Here is a 19,532-nt window from a genome sequence, read left to right as displayed (position 1 = left end):
GCAAAATAGTCAATAAACGAATAAAGCGTTTCGGATGAGTAATAAACATGATTAACACGTGCTACGGCTCTGTAAGTAAAGACGTTTTTCAGCGAGCGAAAAATATTCGTTTGTTGATCTGTGACGTTGACGGCGTTATGTCAGATGGCCTGATTTATATGGGCAATCATGGCGAAGAGTTAAAAGCATTCAACGTGCGTGATGGTTATGGTATCCGCTGCCTGATAACATCGGATATTGAGGTCGCTATCATTACCGGGCGAAACGCAAGCCTAGTGGAACATCGGGCTAAAACGCTAGGCATCACTCATCTGTATCAAGGGCAGTCCAATAAACTGATTGCATTTGACAAAATCTTAAGCAACTTATCGCTACTACCAGAACAAGTTGCCTATATTGGCGATGACCTGATTGATTGGCCTGTAATGGAAAAGGTAGGTTTATCCGTCGCCGTTGCCGATGCTCATCCGTTACTGTTACCCAAAGCGCACTATGTCACACGAATTGCCGGTGGCCGCGGTGCAGTACGTGAGCTCTGTGATTTAATTTTGCAGGCTCAAAATAAGCTGGAAGGCGCACAGGGGCTGTCAATATGAGTAGAATGAAGCTAATTTTGACAATGATATTGACCCTCATCGCCGTGGCCCTGATTGGCTGGAACTTGGCCGATATGGACGATAAAAAAACGGCAACGCCGCCGGACGAGAAAGAACCTACCTATCAAAGCCAACAAATGGTCACGATAGTGTACAATCCCGAAGGTCAGTTAAACTATAAGCTAACGGCAGAAGACGTTAAGTATTATACCGCCTCGGAAGATACTTGGTTTACTAAGCCAATGATGATTATGTTTGATAAAGATACCGTTGCTACGTGGTCCGTTCGGGCCGATCGGGCAAAGCTGACTAAAAATCGTATGCTGTATCTTTATAGTAACGTGGAAGTAAACAGCCTGACGACAACATCTCAGCTGGAAAGAATCAAAACGGATAACGCTGATGTCAATTTGATAACGCAAGACATCAGCTCTGACGACCATGTGACTCTGTACGGAGCTAATTTTACCTCCGAAGGAATGAAAATGCGTGGTAACCTGCGCAGTAAAACAGCGAAGCTGATTGAAAAGGTAAAAACCTATTATGAAGTTCAACCAAAAGCTAAAAATTAAATCCCGAAATAGCGCTAAGAGCGTGATGGCGAGTACCGTGATAGCCGGGATTTTTCTGGTTAGCAGTGCGCCCGCTTTTTCAATGAAGGATGATACTAATCAGCCTATCAATATCACGTCCGCCCAGCAGTCTTTGGACATGGAAGGCAACGTGGTGACATTTACCGGCGATGTTGTCGTTAAGCAAGGCAGCATTGATATCCGCGCAGATAAAGTTGTGGTAACGCGCACAGAAGAAAAAGGCAATGAAGTGGTTGAAGCCTTTGGTAATCCGGTTACCTTCTCCCAGATGCAAGACAGCGGCAAGCCGGTTAAAGGCCACGGGGCTAAACTTCGCTATGAATTGGCCAATGACTTCGTCGATCTAAGCGGAAATGCCTATCTGGAACAGCTAGATAGCAACGTTAAAGGCGATCGTATTACCTATAAAGTTAAACAGCAAAAAATGGAAGCTTTCAGCGACAAGGGAAAACGCGTAACCACAATATTGGTACCTTCCCAGTTACAGAAAAAAAACTAACTCCATTTTAATAGCAATCTAAATACAGAAGAGTAAACAACAGCGAATGGCAACGTTAACAGCAGAGAATTTAGCTAAAGCCTATAAAGGCCGCCGGGTTGTCGAAGATGTCAGCCTTACCGTCAATTCAGGTGAAATTGTAGGTTTACTCGGGCCAAACGGAGCCGGAAAAACAACAACGTTCTATATGGTTGTCGGCATAGTTCAGCGAGATGCGGGTTCTATTTTCATTGACGGCGAAGATATCAGCCTGTTACCTCTGCATGCCCGCGCCCGTCGCGGCATCGGCTATCTGCCTCAGGAAGCGTCAATATTTCGCCGCCTGAGCGTTTACGATAACCTGATGGGTGTGCTGCAAATTCGCAACGATCTGACCAGCCAGCAGCGAGAAGATCGCGCTAATGAGCTATTAGAAGAGTTCCACATCGACCATTTGCGTAAAAATTTGGGGCAGTCCCTCTCCGGTGGTGAACGCCGTCGGGTAGAAATTGCACGGGCGCTGGCGGCTAATCCTAAATTTATTCTGCTAGATGAACCTTTTGCCGGCGTTGACCCGATATCCGTTATCGACATCAAAAAGATCATTGAACATCTTCGCGATAGCGGGCTAGGCGTGCTAATCACCGACCATAACGTCCGTGAAACGCTCGACGTGTGTGAGCGGGCCTATATCGTCAATCAGGGCCACTTAATTGCTCACGGAACGCCGGAATCAATTCTGGAAAATGAACACGTGAAACGGGTTTACTTAGGCAACGAGTTCCGCCTGTAGCTGTCGACTACCAACGACCAGTAATAATAAAGAAGCGTAGTAACTTATTATGAAGCAAAGTTTACAGCTCAAGTTAAGTCAACAACTAACCATGACTCCACAGCTACAGCAGGCAATACGTCTGCTGCAGCTGTCGACGCTTGAGCTACAGCAAGAAATTCAACTCGCGCTGGAAAGTAATCCATTGCTTGAGCAAACCGATCTTCACAAAGAGATAGATGCTCGTGAAGAGCAAGACAGCGAACAGCTTGATACCAGCGAAGCGCTACAGCAGTCAGACATTCCAGAAGACCTGCCGCTAGATGCGACATGGGACGAGATCTATTCGGCCGGAACGCCATCAGGCACCAGTAATGACTACGGCAGCGAAGAATTGCCAATTTTTCAGGGCGAAACCGTTCAAACGCTGCAGGATCATCTGATGTGGCAAATGGATTTAACGCCATTTTCTGATATCGATAAAGCCATTGCCACCTCGATTATTGACGCCGTAGATACTACCGGTTACCTCACGGTCTCTCTTGAAGAAATTTTGGAGGGGCTGGGCCAAGATAATATCGACCTTGATGAAGTAGAGGCCGTACTAAAACGCATCCAATGGTTTGACCCGGTCGGCGTTGCCTCGCGCGATCTGCGCGAATGCCTGCTGGTCCAGCTATCACAGTTAGACGTCAAAACGCCCTATCTCGCAGAAGCTCGACAGATTGTCGATCGGCACTTAGCCCTGATGGGAAGCCACGACTTCCGCTCTTTGCTTAAGCTCAGCCGCATTAAAGAAGAATCGCTTAAAGAGGCGATGTTGCTCATTCAACGTTTAGACCCGCGCCCCGGCCAGTCAATTCACGCTGGTGAGTCAGAGTATGTGATTCCAGACGTGCTGGTACGCAAAATTCAGGGGAAGTGGACCGTTGAATTAAATACCGAAAGCATCCCCCGGCTACAGATTAATCAACACTATGCGTCAATGACTAACACGCATAATGCCAGTGACAATCAATATATCCGCACTAATTTGCAAGATGCCAAGTGGCTGATCAAAAGCTTAGAAAGCCGCAATGACACCCTGCTTCGCGTAACAGAATGTATTGTTGAACGACAGGTAGAGTTTTTTGAGCTGGGGGCTGAATACATGCGCCCGATGGTACTGGCAGATATCGCCCAAGCCGTGGATATGCACGAGTCAACCATTTCACGCGTAACTACGCAAAAGTACTTACATAGCCCCCGCGGAATATTTGAGTTAAAATACTTCTTTTCCAGCCACGTAAATACGGATACCGGCGGTGAAGCCTCATCAACCGCCATCCGGGCATTGGTTAAAAAATTAATTTCAGCAGAAAACTCAGGGAAGCCGTTGAGCGATAGTAAAATTGCCGACATGCTGACCGAACAAGGGATTATTGTTGCCAGACGGACGGTAGCAAAGTACAGGGAGTCGTTATCTATTCCCCCATCAAATCAGCGGAAACAGCTGATTTGACTCAATGGCATCAACATGATGAACAGTCAATCCAATATGCATTTAAGCTCTATTCTAAAATTAGAAAGCACACGCAGTGCCGTTCACTGCACCAGTAAGAAACGTGCTTTAGAAATAGTCAGTGAACTGGCCGCCAGCCAGCTCAATATTCCTACGGCTGTAGTATTCGAAGCTATCCTGAACCGCGAGCGGATGGGCAGTACCGGAATTGGCGCTGGCATTGCCATTCCACACGGCAAGCTAACTGAAGATACTACCCGCGCCATCGGCGTATTTATCTGTCTGGAACATCCGGTGAATTTTGATGCCGTTGATAACCAACCGGTTGATATCCTGTTTGCCCTGTTAGTACCGGCTGAAGAGTGTCAAACCTACTTGGAAACGCTATCGGCGATTGCCCAGCAGCTGGCCGATAAATCCCTCTGCCGCCAGCTGAGAATGGCGAGAACGGATGAAGAACTTTATCAGTTGCTGACCAAACAGCCTTCTAACGGAATAGAAAACCCAACGATAGAAAATCAGCCTGTTTAAAAATTATGGTTCATGTTAACGTCATAGCTATTGTTAAAATGAAGAAGCAGAAATGTCCATTACGGCAGCCTATTAATGACCTGAATAACTAAGATTGTTACTAAGATTGAAACGGTTGTAGGCTAGTAATGTAAACAGAAATTGAAGGTTGCCAGTATAAACTGGGTTTAGCATTTAAGATCGTATTACGATTATCAAGGGGAGTAGCAACATGGTGCTGATGATTGTCAGCGGCCGTTCAGGCTCAGGAAAATCGGTTGCATTACGCGCACTGGAAGACATGGGTTTTTATTGCGTCGACAACTTACCGGTTGTTTTATTGCCACAGCTAGCGGAAACCTTAGCCGAGCGAAATATCTCAGCGGCAGTCAGCGTTGACGTGCGTAATCTGCCTGAAACACCAGAAGTTCTGGAAGAAGTGCTGAACAATTTACCCAGCAACTTTTCTCCGCAGCTACTGTTCCTTGATGCTGACCGGAATACGTTAATCAGGCGCTATAGCGATACTCGCCGCCTGCACCCGTTATCCAATAAAAACCTGTCGCTGGAAAGCGCTATCGATGAAGAGAACCTGCTGCTTGAGCCGCTACGCTCCAGAGCAGATCTGATCATTGATACTGCAGAAATGTCGGTTCATGAATTAGCCGAAATGCTAAGAACTCGCCTGCTAGGCAAACGTGAACGCGAACTCACCATGGTATTTGAATCTTTCGGCTTTAAGCACGGTATTCCTATCGATGCGGATTACGTGTTTGACGTGCGCTTCCTGCCAAACCCCCACTGGGATCCGAAACTGCGCCCAATGACCGGCTTGGATAAGCCAGTGGCCTCGTTTCTCGATCGCCATACCGAGGTTCACAACTTTATTTATCAGACCCGTAGCTATCTGGAACAGTGGCTACCGATGTTGGAAACCAACAACCGTAGCTATTTGACGGTTGCTATCGGTTGTACCGGCGGTAAGCACCGTTCGGTTTACGTTGCAGAACAGCTGGCTGATTATTTCCGCTCTCGCGGTAAAAACGTTCAGTCTCGTCATCGCACCTTAGAAAAGCGCAAGAATGACGGTAAAAGTAGCTAATAACAGTTAAAAAGATTGATTGATAGCCTTTTTAAATACAGCAAAAAAACAGACTTCAATCATCGAAGTCTGTTTTTTTATAGCCATCACGCCACGATCAGCTACTCTCCGGCAATCTTCATTTGCTCAAGCAACACCGAACCGCACTGAATATTGCTACGGGTTTCAATATCATCACCAACCGTCACAATATTGCGCAGCATATCTTTAAGATTACCGGCAATCGTCACCTCGCTCACCGGATACTGAATTTCACCGTTCTCAACCCAGAAACCGGCCGCACCACGAGAATAATCACCGGTTACGGTACTAACGCCCTGCCCCATCAGCTCAGTCACTAACAAACCGCGACCCATCTGTTTTAGCATGGCATCAAAGTCATTACCCTGCCCCGGCACCCGCCAGTTATGGATACCTCCGGCGTGGCCGGTATTAGTCATATTCAGCTTACGGGCAGAATAGCTGGTAAGAAGGTAGGTCTCCAGCATGCCTGCTTTCACAATATCGCGCTGCTGGGTCCGAATACCTTCACTATCAAACGGCGTTGAAGCCAGCCCTTTTAGCAGGTGAGGATATTCAGTAATCGTCAGCCAGTCCGGCAGAATCTGCTTACCCAAGTGGTCGAGTAAAAAAGAGGATTTACGATAAATATTGCCGCCGCTGATAGCGGAAACCAAGTGGCCAAATAAACCGGTTGCCACTTCGGCCGAAAACATAATCGGCGCCTGCATAGTGGGAAGCTTACGGGCATCAAGACGGGAAAGCGTACGGCGGGCACATTCCTGACCAACCCACTCGGCCGTTTCTAAATCGGCAATGTCTCTGGCAACGGTATACGCATAATCACGCTCCATTTCGCCATTATGCTCAGCAATAACGCAGCATGAAAGGGAATGGCGGCTAGAGCGATAGCTTTGCAACATACCGTAGCTGTTACCATAAACTTTAATGCCGTAATGGCTGTTATAGCTTCCACCTTCACTGTTAGTAATGCGCTTATCGACCTGCAGCGCCGTACGCTCGGCAATCGATGCTTGCTGAATAAATTTTTCTGCATCCAGCTCAGTCGGGTAGAACAAGTCCAAATCAGGCGCTTCAAACGCCATGAGTTCACGATCGCCAAGGCCTGAGAATGGATCCGGCGACGTATATCGGGCAATATCCAGCGCCGCCTGAACCGCGCGAGCAATCGCCTCGGGGCTTAAATCTGTTGATGACGCATTTCCTTTACGCTGCTGGTAATAAACGGTAATACCTAAAGCGCCATCGCTGTTAAACTCTACGTTTTCGACTTCACCGAAACGGGTAGTAACGCCAATACCGGTAGATTTAGTAATCGAAACTTCTGCAGCGTCGCAAGCAGCTCCGGCGAGTTCCAGTGCCTGAGCAACCGCCTGCTCCAGCATTTTGCGTTGCTCTGCAACTTGAGTGACTATATTCATTGTCTTAGGTTCTGCCATCATCAAAAAGAGATTGAACAAAGTTTAACAGGATCTCACTTCAAAGTAATTGGCGTTACGGCCCGGTAATAAGTTTCAGAGCCAGAATGAGAGACAGGATTTCGCAGAAAGCCAACTACCTGTTAAGATTAATAGTAAATATAGCGATCCTAAATAATAGCTTCTGGCCGTAACTTTGGCTTATTTGGGCCCTGTTTCTGCAAAGAGACACAGAAATAAATTAATACCAACTTTAAAGCACCTTTATTTAGGTTAAGTAAAATATGAATAAATTCGATAGCGAATGGCTCGAAGACGATTTGCCGAAAGAAGATCCGCAAGACGATGAGATTATTTGGGTCAGTAAAAGTGAAATCAAACGCGACGCTGAAGCCCTTAAAGATCTTGGCGCGGAACTCGTCGAACTGGGGAAAAATGCGCTGGATCGCATCCCATTAGGCGAAGACTTACGCGCGGCGGTCGATCTGGCGCAGCGGATAAAAAAGGAAGGCCGCCGTCGCCAACTTCAGCTGATTGGCAAAATGTTGCGTTCTACCGACGTTGAACCGATCCAGACCGCGTTGGACAAACTAAAAAATCGCCATAACCAGCAAATTTCCCTGTTTCATAAACTGGAACATTTACGAGATCGCCTGCTGGACGACGGTGACGATGCCATTACCACCGTGATGGATCTTTATCCTCACGCAGACCGCCAGCAGTTACGTTCGCTGGTACGTCAGGCTCAGAAAGAGCGTTCGGCCAAGAAACCGCCAAAAACCTACCGTCAGATTTTTCATTATCTGCGAGAGCTTGCCGAGAATATAGAAGACTAAGTTTCTTTGCGCCCTGTGCCGTTATCCTCTTCAACGCGGGATAATGGCCAGCCCCTCTCGCCACAGCTCTCGATATTCAATAACGATTCTGCCAACAGTCCGTAACAAACCTGTGATGAATATTTAGCCTTCTCGCTTTTTCACGATATATCAAAAATCCCCCGACCTGATGTGCTCACCGTCTCTAATTCCGGCTACCTATAAATAATTAGAATATCCATAACTTTATTATGGAGAATAACAATGAAAAAATATTCAGCGGTAGTACTTATTGCAGGCTCGCTATTCAGCGGCTGTTTAATGGCACAGGAATTTCTGGTACTCAATGGCCAAAACCTAACGGTTGCCGAAGCCTGGGCCGTTGCGGCCGAAGGAAAAAATGTTCAAATCGATCCGGCCGCAATGGAACGAATGAAAAAATCAAACCAACTGCTAATGCTGGCGGCTGAACAGGGCGTTCCTGTTTATGGGTTAACCGTAGGCGTTGGGCTAAACAAAGATAAGTCGCTTTTTGATGCCCATGGCAAGCTCAGCCCGGAGGTGTTAGCAGCCTCAAAAGACTTCAATCGCAACGCATTACGCGCCCACGGGGCTGGCGTTGGGCCCAACATGCCGGTTGATATGGTTCGCCTTGCGATGGTTATTCGTTTAAATACCATGCTGACCGGCGCTACCGGAGCACAGCCTTACGTAGCCGAACTGTATGAAAAATTCCTTAATCAGGGGATTACCCCAGTGGTTCCTTCCCGCGGTTCAGTGGGTGAAGCCGACATCACGTTAGCCTCACATATCGGTGATGCCATGATGGGTGAGTGGCGCGTTACGGTAAATGGAAAAGAAGTTCCTGCCGCAGAAGCCTTAAACAAAGCCGCGATTAAGCCATTAGAACCCGTTGGTAAAGACGCCCTGTCTATTTTATCAACCAACGCCATCTCTACCGCTTACTCTGCCAAAGCAATTATGGACGCTCAACAGATTATTGACATGACTCCCGTAGTATTTGCCATGAGTCTGGAAGGCCTGAACGGTAATATCTCGCCGGTATTACCGCAAACTATCGCGGTTCGCCCCTTCCCCGGCTTAGCCGATAGCGCCAAAGATATTCGCGACGCGCTGACCGGTTCTTATCTGTGGGATAAAAATGAAACCCGTCCTCTTCAGGATCCGCTCTCTTTCCGCACTACGGTTTTTGCGTTAAACGAAGCTAAACGCGATCTGGCTGACGCCCAACAAATGTTATCAATACAGATGAACAGCTCTGACGACAACCCGGCGGTTATTCTGAATGCCACTGAAGAATATGCCGATAACAGTCAGGTAAAACAGTACTACGTACAGGGTAAAGACATTAAAGGCGCAATCTATCCAAGCGCTAACTTTGAGCCATTACCGCTGGCGCTGGCCGTTGAGCATCTATCGCTATCACTGGCGCATTTATCTCATAACAGCGTGCAACGCACCTTACACCTATCTGACGATCACTTCACCGGCCTCAGCCGCTTTCTGACTGCTAAAGGAAATGCCGGACACGCTTTCGGTGCCATTCAAAAGCCTCAGGTTGCACTTCAGTCTGAAATTGTCGATTTAGCCAATCCTGTATCGCTGGACGGACAGGTAATGGCCGGCACCATTGAAGATACGTTCACCAACAATCTGTACGCCTCTCAGCGTCTACAGCACATTGTTGATAATATCAGCGTGATTTACGGACTTGAGCTGCTTCACTCTACTCAGGCTATTGATTTAAGAAAAGAAATCATGCCAAAACTCAAAATGAGTAAACAAACTCAAGATCTCTACCAGACCTACCGCAAAATGATTCCTTTCGTCGATCAGGACCGGATTTACAGCGACGATATCAAACATGGTGCAGAGATTGTTGCCAGCTATCACGGCCAAAAGTAAGGTTCTGAGGGATATTGATATGAGTAATGATAAAAAAACGCTATCACCGGATAGCCTTAATAACCCCACCCGCAGGCGCTTTTTAACTCGCGGCGCGATATTAGCTACCGGCGGAGTGATGTCACTGGCCATGGTCCAATCCGGGCAGGCTGCTCCTGTGACGGTTAATATCCCTGAAACGGTAACCGGGGGAAGAACCCGGTTCCACCAAATTTATGACGTGATTATTGTCGGTAGCGGATTTGCCGGGTTGGCGGCGGCGCTGGAAGCCAGAGCTAAAGGGCAAAGCGTTTTGGTGATCGATAAAATGGCCGTATTCGGCGGTAACTCAACCATTAACGGCGGCGCGTTTGCCGTCGCCGGTTCGCCGCTGCAAAAAGAGGCTGGCATTGAAGACTCGCCGGAGCTGATGTTCAAAGACATGCTAAAAGCCGGTCGCGGGCTGAATCATCACGATCTGCTCCACGTATTGGTTAACGGCACGCAGGAAGCCTATCAGTTTACTTTACAGCACGGTGTCCGCTACAAACCGTTTGTTCAACACTTCGGCGGACACTCCGTTCCACGCACCTTACAAACCGTTGAAAGTTCGGGTGCCGGTATCGTTATGCCCCTGCGTCAGTCAGCACAAAAAATGGGAGTGGTATTCAAAAACCGCTGTAAGTTTGAATCTTTTATTCAAAATGAGCAGCAAACGGTGCTCGGCATTCAGGTTAAGGACGATTATCGCTTCCCCGATGAATCGAGCGGTACATTAAAAAGCTACGGAGCCCGAAAAGGCGTGGTGATGTGCAACGGCGGATTCAGCAATGACCTGCGCTTTCGGATGCTTCAAGACCCTCAATTAGGCACCGATGTTGATACAACAAACCATCCGGGCGCTACGGCCGAAGGCATTATGGCAATGCTAAAAATCGGCGCTACGCCGGTTCAGCTGGATCTAATACAGCTTGGCCCATGGTGTTCTCCGGATGAAAAAGGCTTCGGCTATGTCTCTCAGTTCAATACCATTGCGGGCTACCCGAAAGGAATTATGGTTGACGTTCGTACCGGTAAACGTTTTACCAATGAACTCGCCGACCGCAAGGCCCGTGAAGATGCGATCCTTGCCCAGCGCGACGCCAGTGGAAAACCGGTTTATCCCGTCTGCTTTACTAATCTCGAAGGCGCTAAGCAGGCTCAAAGCCTGCCCGGCGCGATGAAATATAACGTCGCCTGGCAGTTTGATACGCTAAAAGAGCTGGCCGACCACTTCGCTATTCCGTATGAAAACCTGCAAAACGAAGTTGATACCTATAATGCCGCGGTGAAAAAAGGCAGCGGCGACCCAATGGGTAAAGACGTTAGCCGGGCAATTTCTATCGAGCAAGGCCCCTACGTTGCGGTCCGGGTTTGGCCTAAAGTGCACTACACCATGGGTGGGGTTCAGATTAACGTCAATGCTCAGGTCATCGACTCCATGTCAGGGCAACCTATCCCCGGCCTATATGCCGCAGGAGAAGTGACCGGAGGGCCGCACGGTGCCAGCCGGCTCGGTAGCTGCGCCGTCGCTGATGGATTAGTTTTGGGGCGAGTTGCCGGTGCACATATTGCCACTAGACCAGCCGATCCTTTGTTTAACTCGTCTGTACCAGACAACGCCTAAGCTACGGGAGAAGCTATGTCTATTTATCAACGCATCGCAATTATTTTACTGGCGCTGTTCAGCCTGAGTACGTGGGCCCAACAAACTGCGGAGCAACAGCCTAATGACGCTAAAGCTTTTCAGCAAAAGCTCAGCGGCATCACCATTAAACCCTACCATAAACCGCTGGAAGCCACGAACAGTCAGGCCAGCTGCCAGCTGTGCCATGGTGCAAAAACGCCGACTACGCCGCCGAACGATAAGAGCTGCTTAACCTGCCACGGAAGCACCGACCAAGTTGCCGCCATGACGGAACCTAAGTCAGACGAAGCGCATCCAGAGCCAAACCCGCATAACTCAATCCATTATGGAAAAGATGTCCCGTGCAGCGCGTGTCATAGCGAACATCAGCCGTCTAAAGTCTATTGCAATAGCTGTCACTTGTTCAAATACCCCAATATGAAGCCATGATGAGGATATGATGAAGACAGCATCCATAACAAAATGGCTGGAGTACACATTTCGCTCCGTGACGCTCTTAGGGCTATTGACTCTTTCCCTCTATGCTCAGGCCGCTAACGATCCTAATGCTCAGTGCCAGCGCTGCCATAACGACAGCGATATTCATGCGGTCACATCAGGCAATGCCGGTGCCAAGCTACTGATTACCGATGAAAGCTATCAGGATAGTGTCCATGCTAGCGTTCCCTGCGTGGCCTGCCATCAGAGCGTCAATGGTAATGCCGGGTTTGAAGCCCTGCCCCACGTTCAGACCACCGTGGCATCCAACAGCTGTGAAAGCTGTCATGGGCTGGTGCAGCATAAGATAACCGATGCGTACAAAAAGAGCGTTCATGCAACCAAGAGTGAGCAGGGTAAGTTTACCTGTGAATCCTGTCATGACGCTCACACCATGCAGCCGGGCATCATTACCCAGCCGACGGTACCACAAATAGCGGCATCAAACGCCATGTGTACCGACTGCCATACCCGGCCAACGGAATATAAAGCGCTGTCGGGTGGAAAAAAGGTCACCGAGCAGGATCTTACCCACCGATCTCTGCCAAATCCGCCTCTGCACCTAAGCTCACTGCGCTGTATCGACTGTCATGCTGATAGTAAAGATCCAACGCTGCATAACATTGCTCCGGCAAAAGAGAGCGTGGCCTGTAACCAGTGCCATACCGCAGAATCACTGCTGGCTCAACGGCAAAACTTTACGCCGACCGAGCAGAATCTGGCGGGCAGTTTGCTCAAACAAGGGCTGTTTGACGACAAGGCACTTCAGGACAAGCTCAACGCGTTGGGTGGAATTCCGGCCGAAAGAGGCATTCAGTGGGTTAACGGAAACCTGTTTACTAACACCTATATGATTGGCGCAAACGGGAATATTCGACTAGATAAAGCCATCAGCGCTATTGCAGCCGCCCTATTCCTGCTGTTAGCGGGACACGGCCTGATTCGTTTACTGACAGCCAGAAAACGTCGCTTACTGTCCAACGGTATGTCATTGCATAAAACCTACCTGTATACCTTACCGGTCAGGCTCTGGCACGGTCTCAACGCCCTGTGCTTTATTTTGCTGCTAATTTCCGGCATTGGTATGCACTTCAGTCAGGGCGAACTGTCAGTCTGGGTTGACCTGCATAACCTGGTTGGCCTTGCGCTGTGCTTTATCTGGCTGGTGTTTATTGTGATTAACCTGCTGGGTAATGGCCATCATTACCTCATCCGGATCCAAGGCCTGTTAGGCAAAATATTGCGACAAACTCGTTATTACCTATACGGGATCTTTGTTGGTGCCGAACACCCGGAGCACCCGTCTGCGAAGAGTAAATTTAATTCGTTACAACAGTTAGGCTACGTCACTATGATGTATTTAGTCGTGCCATTGCTGATAATTACTGGATTACTGATGCTCTATTCAAACTATACGCCAGCAATACTATTTGGCCTTCCGGGCAAGCAGGTTATTGTTTATACCCATTACGGACTGGCAGCGATCTCGTTGTTGTTCCTGATGGTCCACCTTTATCTTTGTACCACCGGAGATAGCCTCACTGCGTTGTTTAAAGGCATGATTAGTGGCTATCACCGTTATAGAGGAAAAAGTGACGACGAGTAATCTGGCCTATTACCAGCACTAAGCTAAGCCCCTTTTATCTGATATCGATAAAAGGGGCTTTTTAATTTCATGGTCAAATAAAAAAATAGGGTGTTCGAGAAAATAAAACATACCGGCCAATAAGTTAACCACCGGACACAATATGACCTAGATGAATAAATTCATTTTATTAAACGGAAGTTTGAAATAGTCGATTATCTTGAGATAGGTCAGAGTATATCCCCATACAAAAGTTTACATTCATAATTATCACCATAATTAATCAATCAAAAAGCTGATAAATAAATATCCGGTTTATACCTTAAATAAAGAGAGTGACAGCAAGAAAGTGTGTGCAGTCAACGTACCTGCGGCTTGAGGTACAACGGGTATATTACTGACGTTTTTCCAGCATCCAGAGGTTAAATAGTAGGAATAACTCATTATGCACGAAGCTTTATGTAGTACGCTTCATTTAGATAAAGCTATTTCAGCCTGCGTAAAAGCCGCTCCGGAAGATTTTCCCGCTGACGGCATATTTCTTAATTATTATCGCGATGATATTCAAAGCATTCAGTTTCTGGCTTTAGCCACCCGAAATCGCGGACACCTGAAGCTCGACGTACTTTCAATTCCACAGCACGTTCTGTCTAATTTTATCGTCAGCGATAATTTTACTACCGTCATTCTAAACCAGCTATCCGATGAGCCATTAACCGATTTCGTGATTAAAACTCACTTTCGCAAAGTAAAGTCCGCCATCGTTATGCGATTAAAAGTCGACGACACACGTTTAGGTGCGGTGGTGTTTTTTAGCTATCAAACTAACGCATTCAAACCGGTACACGGCGAGCGGGTTGAGTCTCTACGCGGCCCGTTTTCGCTGTTATCATCCCGTGCGCTACTGCATTTGGGGCTAATTAATGAAGAGAATAAGCACACCCGCTATTCTCATCATACGTCTCAGTCTACAAAAATATTACCGGCCGGATTTATTGCCGCGCAAAATAGTCCGATATCGGTACTATTCTGCCAGCTACCGTCAATATCCCAAAGCCAACAGCCCATTATGATTAAAGGTGAAGAAGGAACGGGAAAATCACGCTTAGCCCACCATCTTCATCAATTATTTAACCACCCGGATAAACCGCTTACGGTCTTTTACGCCGAGACGATGACACTGTTTATCAACCGACCAAATAGGCCACCCCAAATATCTACACTTTCTCTGCAAAGCATTACCAGCGATACTCTGCTGAATAATGCAGGAGACGGGACGTTCCTGATTGAAAATATTGAGTGTCTGAATGAAAACCTGCAAGAACAGCTAATAAAGAACATTCAGATAAGGCAACAGCAGGGTTGTTTACCCCGCATTATTATTACCCGAACCTTACCAAACCAAACGCGGGTAGATCCTGAGCACCTATTAACCTGCAGTTCTTTAGATAGGCTATTTTGCCTATGTATATCGCTATTACCTCTCAGACAACGGCGGGAAGATATTCCTGAGCTGGTCACTCATTATTTGCTAAAACTGGGTAAGAAACACCAACGGCGTCTGCCACTGCTATCAACACGCTTTCAGCAATCATTATTAACCTATGGCTGGCCGGGAAATATTACCGAGCTAATAGCCCGCTTAGAAAAAGCACTGATCGCCTCTCACTCTGACATTTTAGATATCAGGCCGGGTGAATACGCTCAGGAAACGTCGCCAAAAGAGCACACGATTTTATCGCTAAATGAGATAGTAAAGCGGCATATTATTGAGACGCTAAAGCACACCAATGGAAAAATATCCGGAGACGGTGGCGCAGCCCAAATGCTTAAGGTAAATAGTAATACCCTTTATAGTAAAATGAAAAAGCTGGGAATAACCAAAGAAACGTTCAGCTAAAATGGCCACCAAGGCCCGCATTGCCAAAGCTCAATTACGGGCTGGTCAAGAAGGTAAGCTGGCCGTCTAAGTCTTCCTCTGCGTCTTTAAGCAGCGTAAATAGCGAACGGAAATCTAATGAATAACGATCAAAATGGAGAAAAACTATTTCAACCGGAAAGTTAATTTGTACGGTTAATACATCCCATAATGCATCTAAATTATTACCAAACCAGTCTGGCAGCAGAAATGAATCTACAAACTGGAGATAAAAATCGGACATAGAATGAATATTTGAAAAATCAAAAATGACCTTTCTCATTAGTTCTTAACCTCTGTGAAACGCTTATAGTGATTATGAGTTACATAAATCAAACCATCGCTGGAATAAAGCAGTCGATCTGCTCCCCGGTGGCCGCAGCGATAATTAATATCTGCCTCAAACCATATTCTCCCCTTAGCCTCAGGCAAAGTGCCTTCGCGATTAGAAAATCGATCGCCGCCAATGGCTTTACCGGGTAATACTCGACATAGGTTCCCATCGCGTGCATCCCAGCCTTGAGAGCGCGCCTTATTCTTAGTGATGTAATAATCAGGCAATCTATTATTCTGGCGTAAATAATTAACCACTACGCCTTGTTGAGTCAGTCGGTCAATATCGACGGAAGGGGCATTTACCGAAGTTGGTTGTTGCACATCAGAACTCTGACGCCCGACGGACTCGGTTACCTGCGGGCGGTTATCGGTTAAATACATCCTGTTGATAACAATTCCACCAATAACTAACAGCACAAACAACACTAATATACTTAACGAATTTCTCTTCATATCTTCTTTATCAACGATTATTACCTTTAATATATGGGCCAGATTAAATAGCCCAGCTTGGTCATCCTATCATTAGTAGAGAATTAACCAAAAAAATTGCTCGATAAAATGTGACTATATGTATCGAAATAATCGTTATAAGATAAAATACCTTTACTTATTAGCCTCTCAACTCATTTTCTTCTTTACGTTTACTGAATAATTTCAATTCAGCCACAATAACAAAAGTAATAACCACTAATAACCCCCACGACCCAATCTTACCAAAACTCACTAACTCCCAATGATTAACCTGATTAGGATATTGCCAGCCGCCAAACAGCGTAACTATATTTACAGCTATCCAAACAAAGAAGCCAATTAACAGAAATGCTAAGGGTAAAGGCATCCAGAATTCACGCTCTATCGGTTTAAAATGAACTTTAGTCTTCCAGAAAGTAGCCAGCAAAATACAGGTCAGTGGCCAACGGTAATCGCCAATATAATGGTGAGTGAAGAAATTAAGATAAATTGTTGTCGCCAATAATATCGCCACCCAATGATGTGGATAATCGCTAAGCCTTAAACAGAGGTGTCGCCACGATTGCAGCATAAAGCTGGCAACGGCCGCATGCATAAACCCACTGTACAGCGGAGCACCGAATACCTTGGTATAAGCAAATTCAGGGTAGACCCACGAAGCTATTTCGGGTGAAGTTTTAAATATCTCCAGCGCTAGCCCTAGCAGATGAAACAGGGAAATAGCCATCAGCTCTTTTTTAGTTTCCAGCCCGCTATAAACCATTGCAAACTGCACCCCCAACGCCACGATTAAAATAAAGTCATAGCGGGGTAAACTGCCAAAATAAACCAGTTTTGATAGGGCTAACGTAATAAAAAAGGAGACGGCAAAAGCACAGCTCAGAGCCTCTTTAATGCCAAAGCTCCAAAACTCTAATAAAGGTAAAGGCAGGCTACGCATCCATCGGGGCAGGTACCATGGGCAAGCATAATTAGAAATAATGGATGTAGGATAAATAACAGACATTGCTAGCTCCGACCCTATTCGATAATGCGGCCAGAATAACTATGTAATGTGTGAAGTTAATGAAGCTTATGTGAAGTGAAAAAATTGAAATCTATCGCTTATTACCCTATTGACCGCGTATATAGCGTCCAGTTGCAAATCTCAAATATGATTAACACCAGAAAAAAACGAGTCATGGCGCTGACAAATAAAATTACCCGGGTAAAAAGAAAGCCTTAAGGAGACCCTCAAGGCTTTGATTCAGATTTACGCCAGTATTAAATCTGGCCCAAATAATCCCGTTTACCCACGGCAACGCCGTTATGGCGCAAAATATTATACGCGGTGGTAATGTGGAAATAGATATTTGGCAGCGCATGCTGTAGCAAGAACACCTCGCTGATCATCGGCTCAGGGTACCAGTTCAGCGCAACTTTACGCGTTTCACAGCCGGCAAAGTCGCCCTCTTTCACCGTTTTGATAAAATCGATAGTTTTCGCAATTCGCGCCTTAAGCTGTTCAAAGGTTGCTTCATTATCTTCGTAGCTTGGCACATCAGCCCCCGCTAACCGCGCGGCGCAGCTTTTAGTCATATCGCTGACTAATTGAATCTGGCGAGACAATGGAAACATGTCCGGCGACAGGCGCGCATTCAGCAACACCGACTGTTCAATCTTTTTCTCGGCACAGAAAATAACCGCCAAATCGATTAAATGATCCAGATTATTCAATACCCGAATAGTGCTTTGAGTAGCAATTTGATAATAAGACAGACTCATTTTTAACTCCTGAAAAACAGTGCATAACGATTGTGCCTTTTGGCGTTAAGCTCAAAAGGTAATCAGCCTCCCGGGCTGAAATTCAGCTCGGGCAGAAATCCCGTTTTCTGACCTAAATAGCCTAAATAGAAACTAAGCCGTGCCACCAACTGTCAGGTTATCTAACTTCAGCGTTGGCTGCCCCACGCCGACGGGCACGCTCTGGCCTTCTTTGCCACACACGCCGACGCCTTTATCCAGCGCTAAGTCATTACCGACCATCGAAATTTGTTGCATCGCTTCAATGCCTGAACCAACTAAGGTCGCACCTTTAACCGCTTTACCAATTCGGCCGTTTTCAATCAGATAGGCCTCTGAGGTAGAGAAAACAAACTTACCGGAAGTAATATCAACCTGACCACCGCCGAAATTCGGCGCATACAGGCCATGTTTTACGCTGGCAATAATCTCTTCGGGAGTCGACTGACCGGCCAGCATATAAGTATTGGTCATACGCGGCATTGGCAGGCAAGCATACGATTCACGGCGGCCATTGCCGGTCGGAGAGAGCCCCATCAGCCGGGCATTAAGCTTATCCTGAATATAGCCTTTAAGAATACCGTTCTCAATCAGCACATTATACTGACCGGGAACGCCTTCATCATCGATAGCCACTGAACCTCTTCGCCCTGCCATCGTGCCGTCATCAACCACGGTACAAAGCTTGGAAGCCACCAACTCGCCCACTCGGCCGCTGAACACCGATGAACCTTTACGGTTAAAGTCGCCTTCAAGGCCATGGCCGACGGCTTCATGCAATAACACGCCCGGCCAGCCGGCACCTAACACCACGGGCATAGCCCCGGCGGGCGCGGCAATGGCTGACAGGTTAATTAAGGCCATTCTCACCGCTTCTTGGGCATACACTTCAGCCCGAATGCCCCGATCGGTATTTTCTAAGAAGTAATCATAGCCAGCACGCCCACCGCCGCCGCTGGAGCCGCGTTCACGCTTACCGTCTTCTTCAACTAAAACGCTGACAGAAAAACGAACCAGCGGGCGAACGTCGGCGGCCAGAGTTCCATCCGTTGCTGCAACCAGAACCTGCTCATAGACACCGCTGATACTGGCCGTTACTTCCTGCACACGCTTATCGGCATTACGGGCCACTTTATCAACCTGATGCAGAAGCTCAATTTTGGCTTCGCGAGTGAGGCTTTGTAACGGGTCTAACGCCGGGTACAGAGGTAGATAGCTCACTGCGCCCAGCACGTGACTTTTACCATTGCCTTTGTCGCTGACAATACTACGTGCGGCGTGGGCACTTTGGGTTAATGCGTTTAGGGTTATCTGATCTGCATAGGCAAAACCGGTTTTTTCACCGCTAACGGCCCGAACGCCTACGCCCTGATCGATGTTATAAGAGCCATCTTTGATAATGCCATCTTCAATAACCCATGATTCATGAAAGCTAGATTGAAAATAGAGATCGGCATAATCTAAACGGCGTTCAGACATTTGGCCAAGAACGTTAAATAAGTCCTGATGGCTTAATTTATTAGCAGCCAGTAGCTGCTCACTGACCAATGTCAGATTCATAT

General features: G+C 47.1%; 19 protein-coding genes. 13 read left to right on the top strand and 6 right to left on the bottom strand.

Translation table 11 applies throughout. From position 1 onward, the window contains the following. The first annotated feature begins 47 nt into the window (after positions 1-47). From kdsC to rapZ, 7 genes are all read left to right on the top strand, one after another. Entirely contained in the window at positions 48-596 is a 549-nt protein-coding gene (gene kdsC, locus GVI43_RS04470; RefSeq protein WP_159565560.1) for a 3-deoxy-manno-octulosonate-8-phosphatase KdsC, read from the top strand. Beyond that, positions 593-1,168, top strand: coding sequence for an LPS export ABC transporter periplasmic protein LptC (gene lptC / locus GVI43_RS04465; protein WP_159565559.1), 576 nt, complete (start codon positions 593-595; stop codon positions 1,166-1,168). Before kdsC ends, lptC begins: the two co-directional genes overlap by 4 nt. Beyond that, complete coding sequence (gene lptA / locus GVI43_RS04460; RefSeq protein WP_425482125.1) at positions 1,164-1,688, top strand: lipopolysaccharide ABC transporter substrate-binding protein LptA; 525 nt, start codon at positions 1,164-1,166, stop codon at positions 1,686-1,688. The genes lptC and lptA overlap by 5 nt, the downstream gene beginning before the upstream one ends. Before the next feature lie 46 nt (positions 1,689-1,734). Further along, positions 1,735-2,460, top strand: coding sequence for an LPS export ABC transporter ATP-binding protein (gene lptB, locus GVI43_RS04455; RefSeq protein ID WP_159565558.1), 726 nt, complete (start codon positions 1,735-1,737; stop codon positions 2,458-2,460). 49 nt (positions 2,461-2,509) lie between these two features. After that, a complete protein-coding gene (gene rpoN / locus GVI43_RS04450) occupies positions 2,510-3,940 on the top strand; it encodes an RNA polymerase factor sigma-54 (RefSeq protein WP_159565557.1) in 1,431 nt (476 codons plus the stop codon). 18 nt (positions 3,941-3,958) lie between these two features. After that, the gene (gene ptsN / locus GVI43_RS04445) at positions 3,959-4,471 is read left to right on the top strand and encodes a PTS IIA-like nitrogen regulatory protein PtsN (protein ID WP_170324311.1); all 513 of its coding nucleotides are present in this window, start codon (positions 3,959-3,961) and stop codon (positions 4,469-4,471) included. A gap of 211 nt (positions 4,472-4,682) precedes the next feature. Next, positions 4,683-5,552 (top strand): RNase adapter RapZ, encoded by an 870-nt coding sequence (rapZ, locus tag GVI43_RS04440; protein ID WP_159565553.1) that lies wholly within the window; start codon positions 4,683-4,685, stop codon positions 5,550-5,552. 101 nt (positions 5,553-5,653) lie between these two features. Here rapZ and pmbA read toward each other — a convergent pair whose 3' ends face one another. After that, entirely contained in the window at positions 5,654-6,994 is a 1,341-nt protein-coding gene (gene pmbA / locus GVI43_RS04435; RefSeq protein WP_159565552.1) for a metalloprotease PmbA, read from the bottom strand. Between the two features lie 281 nt (positions 6,995-7,275). On the opposite strand from pmbA, the gene yjgA reads away from it, so the two are divergent. The 6 genes from yjgA to GVI43_RS04405 all read left to right on the top strand — a co-directional run bounded on the left by yjgA (position 7,276) and on the right by GVI43_RS04405 (position 15,360). Further along, positions 7,276-7,827, top strand: coding sequence for a ribosome biogenesis factor YjgA (gene yjgA / locus GVI43_RS04430; protein ID WP_159565544.1), 552 nt, complete (start codon positions 7,276-7,278; stop codon positions 7,825-7,827). Between the two features lie 243 nt (positions 7,828-8,070). After that, positions 8,071-9,732, top strand: coding sequence for an HAL/PAL/TAL family ammonia-lyase (locus GVI43_RS04425; protein WP_159565543.1), 1,662 nt, complete (start codon positions 8,071-8,073; stop codon positions 9,730-9,732). A gap of 19 nt (positions 9,733-9,751) precedes the next feature. Then, entirely contained in the window at positions 9,752-11,377 is a 1,626-nt protein-coding gene (locus GVI43_RS04420; RefSeq protein WP_159565542.1) for a flavocytochrome c, read from the top strand. Between the two features lie 15 nt (positions 11,378-11,392). Beyond that, positions 11,393-11,827, top strand: a complete 435-nt coding sequence (locus GVI43_RS04415; RefSeq protein ID WP_159565541.1) for a cytochrome c3 family protein — start codon at positions 11,393-11,395, stop codon at positions 11,825-11,827. Between the two features lie 7 nt (positions 11,828-11,834). Then, entirely contained in the window at positions 11,835-13,481 is a 1,647-nt protein-coding gene (gene phsC, locus GVI43_RS04410) for a thiosulfate reductase cytochrome B subunit (protein ID WP_159565540.1), read from the top strand. 424 nt (positions 13,482-13,905) lie between these two features. Continuing rightward, positions 13,906-15,360: an AAA-type ATPase lid domain-containing protein gene (locus tag GVI43_RS04405; RefSeq protein ID WP_159565539.1), complete on the top strand. Its 1,455-nt coding sequence runs from the start codon at positions 13,906-13,908 to the stop codon at positions 15,358-15,360. 34 nt (positions 15,361-15,394) lie between these two features. Here GVI43_RS04405 and GVI43_RS04400 read toward each other — a convergent pair whose 3' ends face one another. The 5 genes from GVI43_RS04400 to tldD all read right to left on the bottom strand — a co-directional run bounded on the left by GVI43_RS04400 (position 15,395) and on the right by tldD (position 19,530). Beyond that, positions 15,395-15,661 (bottom strand): barstar family protein, encoded by a 267-nt coding sequence (locus GVI43_RS04400; RefSeq protein ID WP_159565538.1) that lies wholly within the window; start codon positions 15,659-15,661, stop codon positions 15,395-15,397. Next, the gene (locus GVI43_RS04395; RefSeq protein ID WP_159565537.1) at positions 15,661-16,167 is read right to left on the bottom strand and encodes a ribonuclease domain-containing protein; all 507 of its coding nucleotides are present in this window, start codon (positions 16,165-16,167) and stop codon (positions 15,661-15,663) included. Before GVI43_RS04395 ends, GVI43_RS04400 begins: the two co-directional genes overlap by 1 nt. A gap of 160 nt (positions 16,168-16,327) precedes the next feature. Then, positions 16,328-17,194 carry a DUF817 domain-containing protein gene (locus GVI43_RS04390; RefSeq protein WP_211959066.1) on the bottom strand — a complete coding sequence of 289 codons (867 nt, stop codon included), beginning with the start codon at positions 17,192-17,194 and terminating at the stop codon, positions 16,328-16,330. A gap of 257 nt (positions 17,195-17,451) precedes the next feature. After that, positions 17,452-17,952, bottom strand: a complete 501-nt coding sequence (locus GVI43_RS04385; protein ID WP_159565536.1) for a DUF1993 domain-containing protein — start codon at positions 17,950-17,952, stop codon at positions 17,452-17,454. 132 nt (positions 17,953-18,084) lie between these two features. Then, positions 18,085-19,530 carry a metalloprotease TldD gene (gene tldD, locus GVI43_RS04380; RefSeq protein WP_159565535.1) on the bottom strand — a complete coding sequence of 482 codons (1,446 nt, stop codon included), beginning with the start codon at positions 19,528-19,530 and terminating at the stop codon, positions 18,085-18,087. Positions 19,531-19,532: the final 2 nt, after the last annotated feature.

Source organism: Budvicia diplopodorum (assembly GCF_009800925.1).
Lineage (GTDB): Bacteria > Pseudomonadota > Gammaproteobacteria > Enterobacterales > Enterobacteriaceae > Budvicia > Budvicia diplopodorum.
Note: the sequence above shows the minus strand (reverse complement) of the source record. Positions and strands in the feature narration are given on the sequence as shown.

Coding starts and splice junctions, on each gene's coding strand:
- kdsC (WP_159565560.1), top strand. CDS start 48: ATGATTAACACGTGCTACGGCTCTGTAAGTAAAGACGTTTTTCAGCGA.
- lptC (WP_159565559.1), top strand. CDS start 593: ATGAGTAGAATGAAGCTAATTTTGACAATGATATTGACCCTCATCGCC.
- lptB (WP_159565558.1), top strand. CDS start 1,735: ATGGCAACGTTAACAGCAGAGAATTTAGCTAAAGCCTATAAAGGCCGC.
- rpoN (WP_159565557.1), top strand. CDS start 2,510: ATGAAGCAAAGTTTACAGCTCAAGTTAAGTCAACAACTAACCATGACT.
- ptsN (WP_170324311.1), top strand. CDS start 3,959: ATGAACAGTCAATCCAATATGCATTTAAGCTCTATTCTAAAATTAGAA.
- rapZ (WP_159565553.1), top strand. CDS start 4,683: ATGGTGCTGATGATTGTCAGCGGCCGTTCAGGCTCAGGAAAATCGGTT.
- pmbA (WP_159565552.1), bottom strand. CDS start 6,994: ATGAATATAGTCACTCAAGTTGCAGAGCAACGCAAAATGCTGGAGCAG.
- yjgA (WP_159565544.1), top strand. CDS start 7,276: ATGAATAAATTCGATAGCGAATGGCTCGAAGACGATTTGCCGAAAGAA.
- GVI43_RS04425 (WP_159565543.1), top strand. CDS start 8,071: ATGAAAAAATATTCAGCGGTAGTACTTATTGCAGGCTCGCTATTCAGC.
- GVI43_RS04420 (WP_159565542.1), top strand. CDS start 9,752: ATGAGTAATGATAAAAAAACGCTATCACCGGATAGCCTTAATAACCCC.
- GVI43_RS04415 (WP_159565541.1), top strand. CDS start 11,393: ATGTCTATTTATCAACGCATCGCAATTATTTTACTGGCGCTGTTCAGC.
- phsC (WP_159565540.1), top strand. CDS start 11,835: ATGATGAAGACAGCATCCATAACAAAATGGCTGGAGTACACATTTCGC.
- GVI43_RS04405 (WP_159565539.1), top strand. CDS start 13,906: ATGCACGAAGCTTTATGTAGTACGCTTCATTTAGATAAAGCTATTTCA.
- GVI43_RS04400 (WP_159565538.1), bottom strand. CDS start 15,661: ATGAGAAAGGTCATTTTTGATTTTTCAAATATTCATTCTATGTCCGAT.
- GVI43_RS04395 (WP_159565537.1), bottom strand. CDS start 16,167: ATGAAGAGAAATTCGTTAAGTATATTAGTGTTGTTTGTGCTGTTAGTT.
- GVI43_RS04390 (WP_211959066.1), bottom strand. CDS start 17,194: ATGTCTGTTATTTATCCTACATCCATTATTTCTAATTATGCTTGCCCA.
- GVI43_RS04385 (WP_159565536.1), bottom strand. CDS start 17,952: ATGAGTCTGTCTTATTATCAAATTGCTACTCAAAGCACTATTCGGGTA.
- tldD (WP_159565535.1), bottom strand. CDS start 19,530: ATGAATCTGACATTGGTCAGTGAGCAGCTACTGGCTGCTAATAAATTA.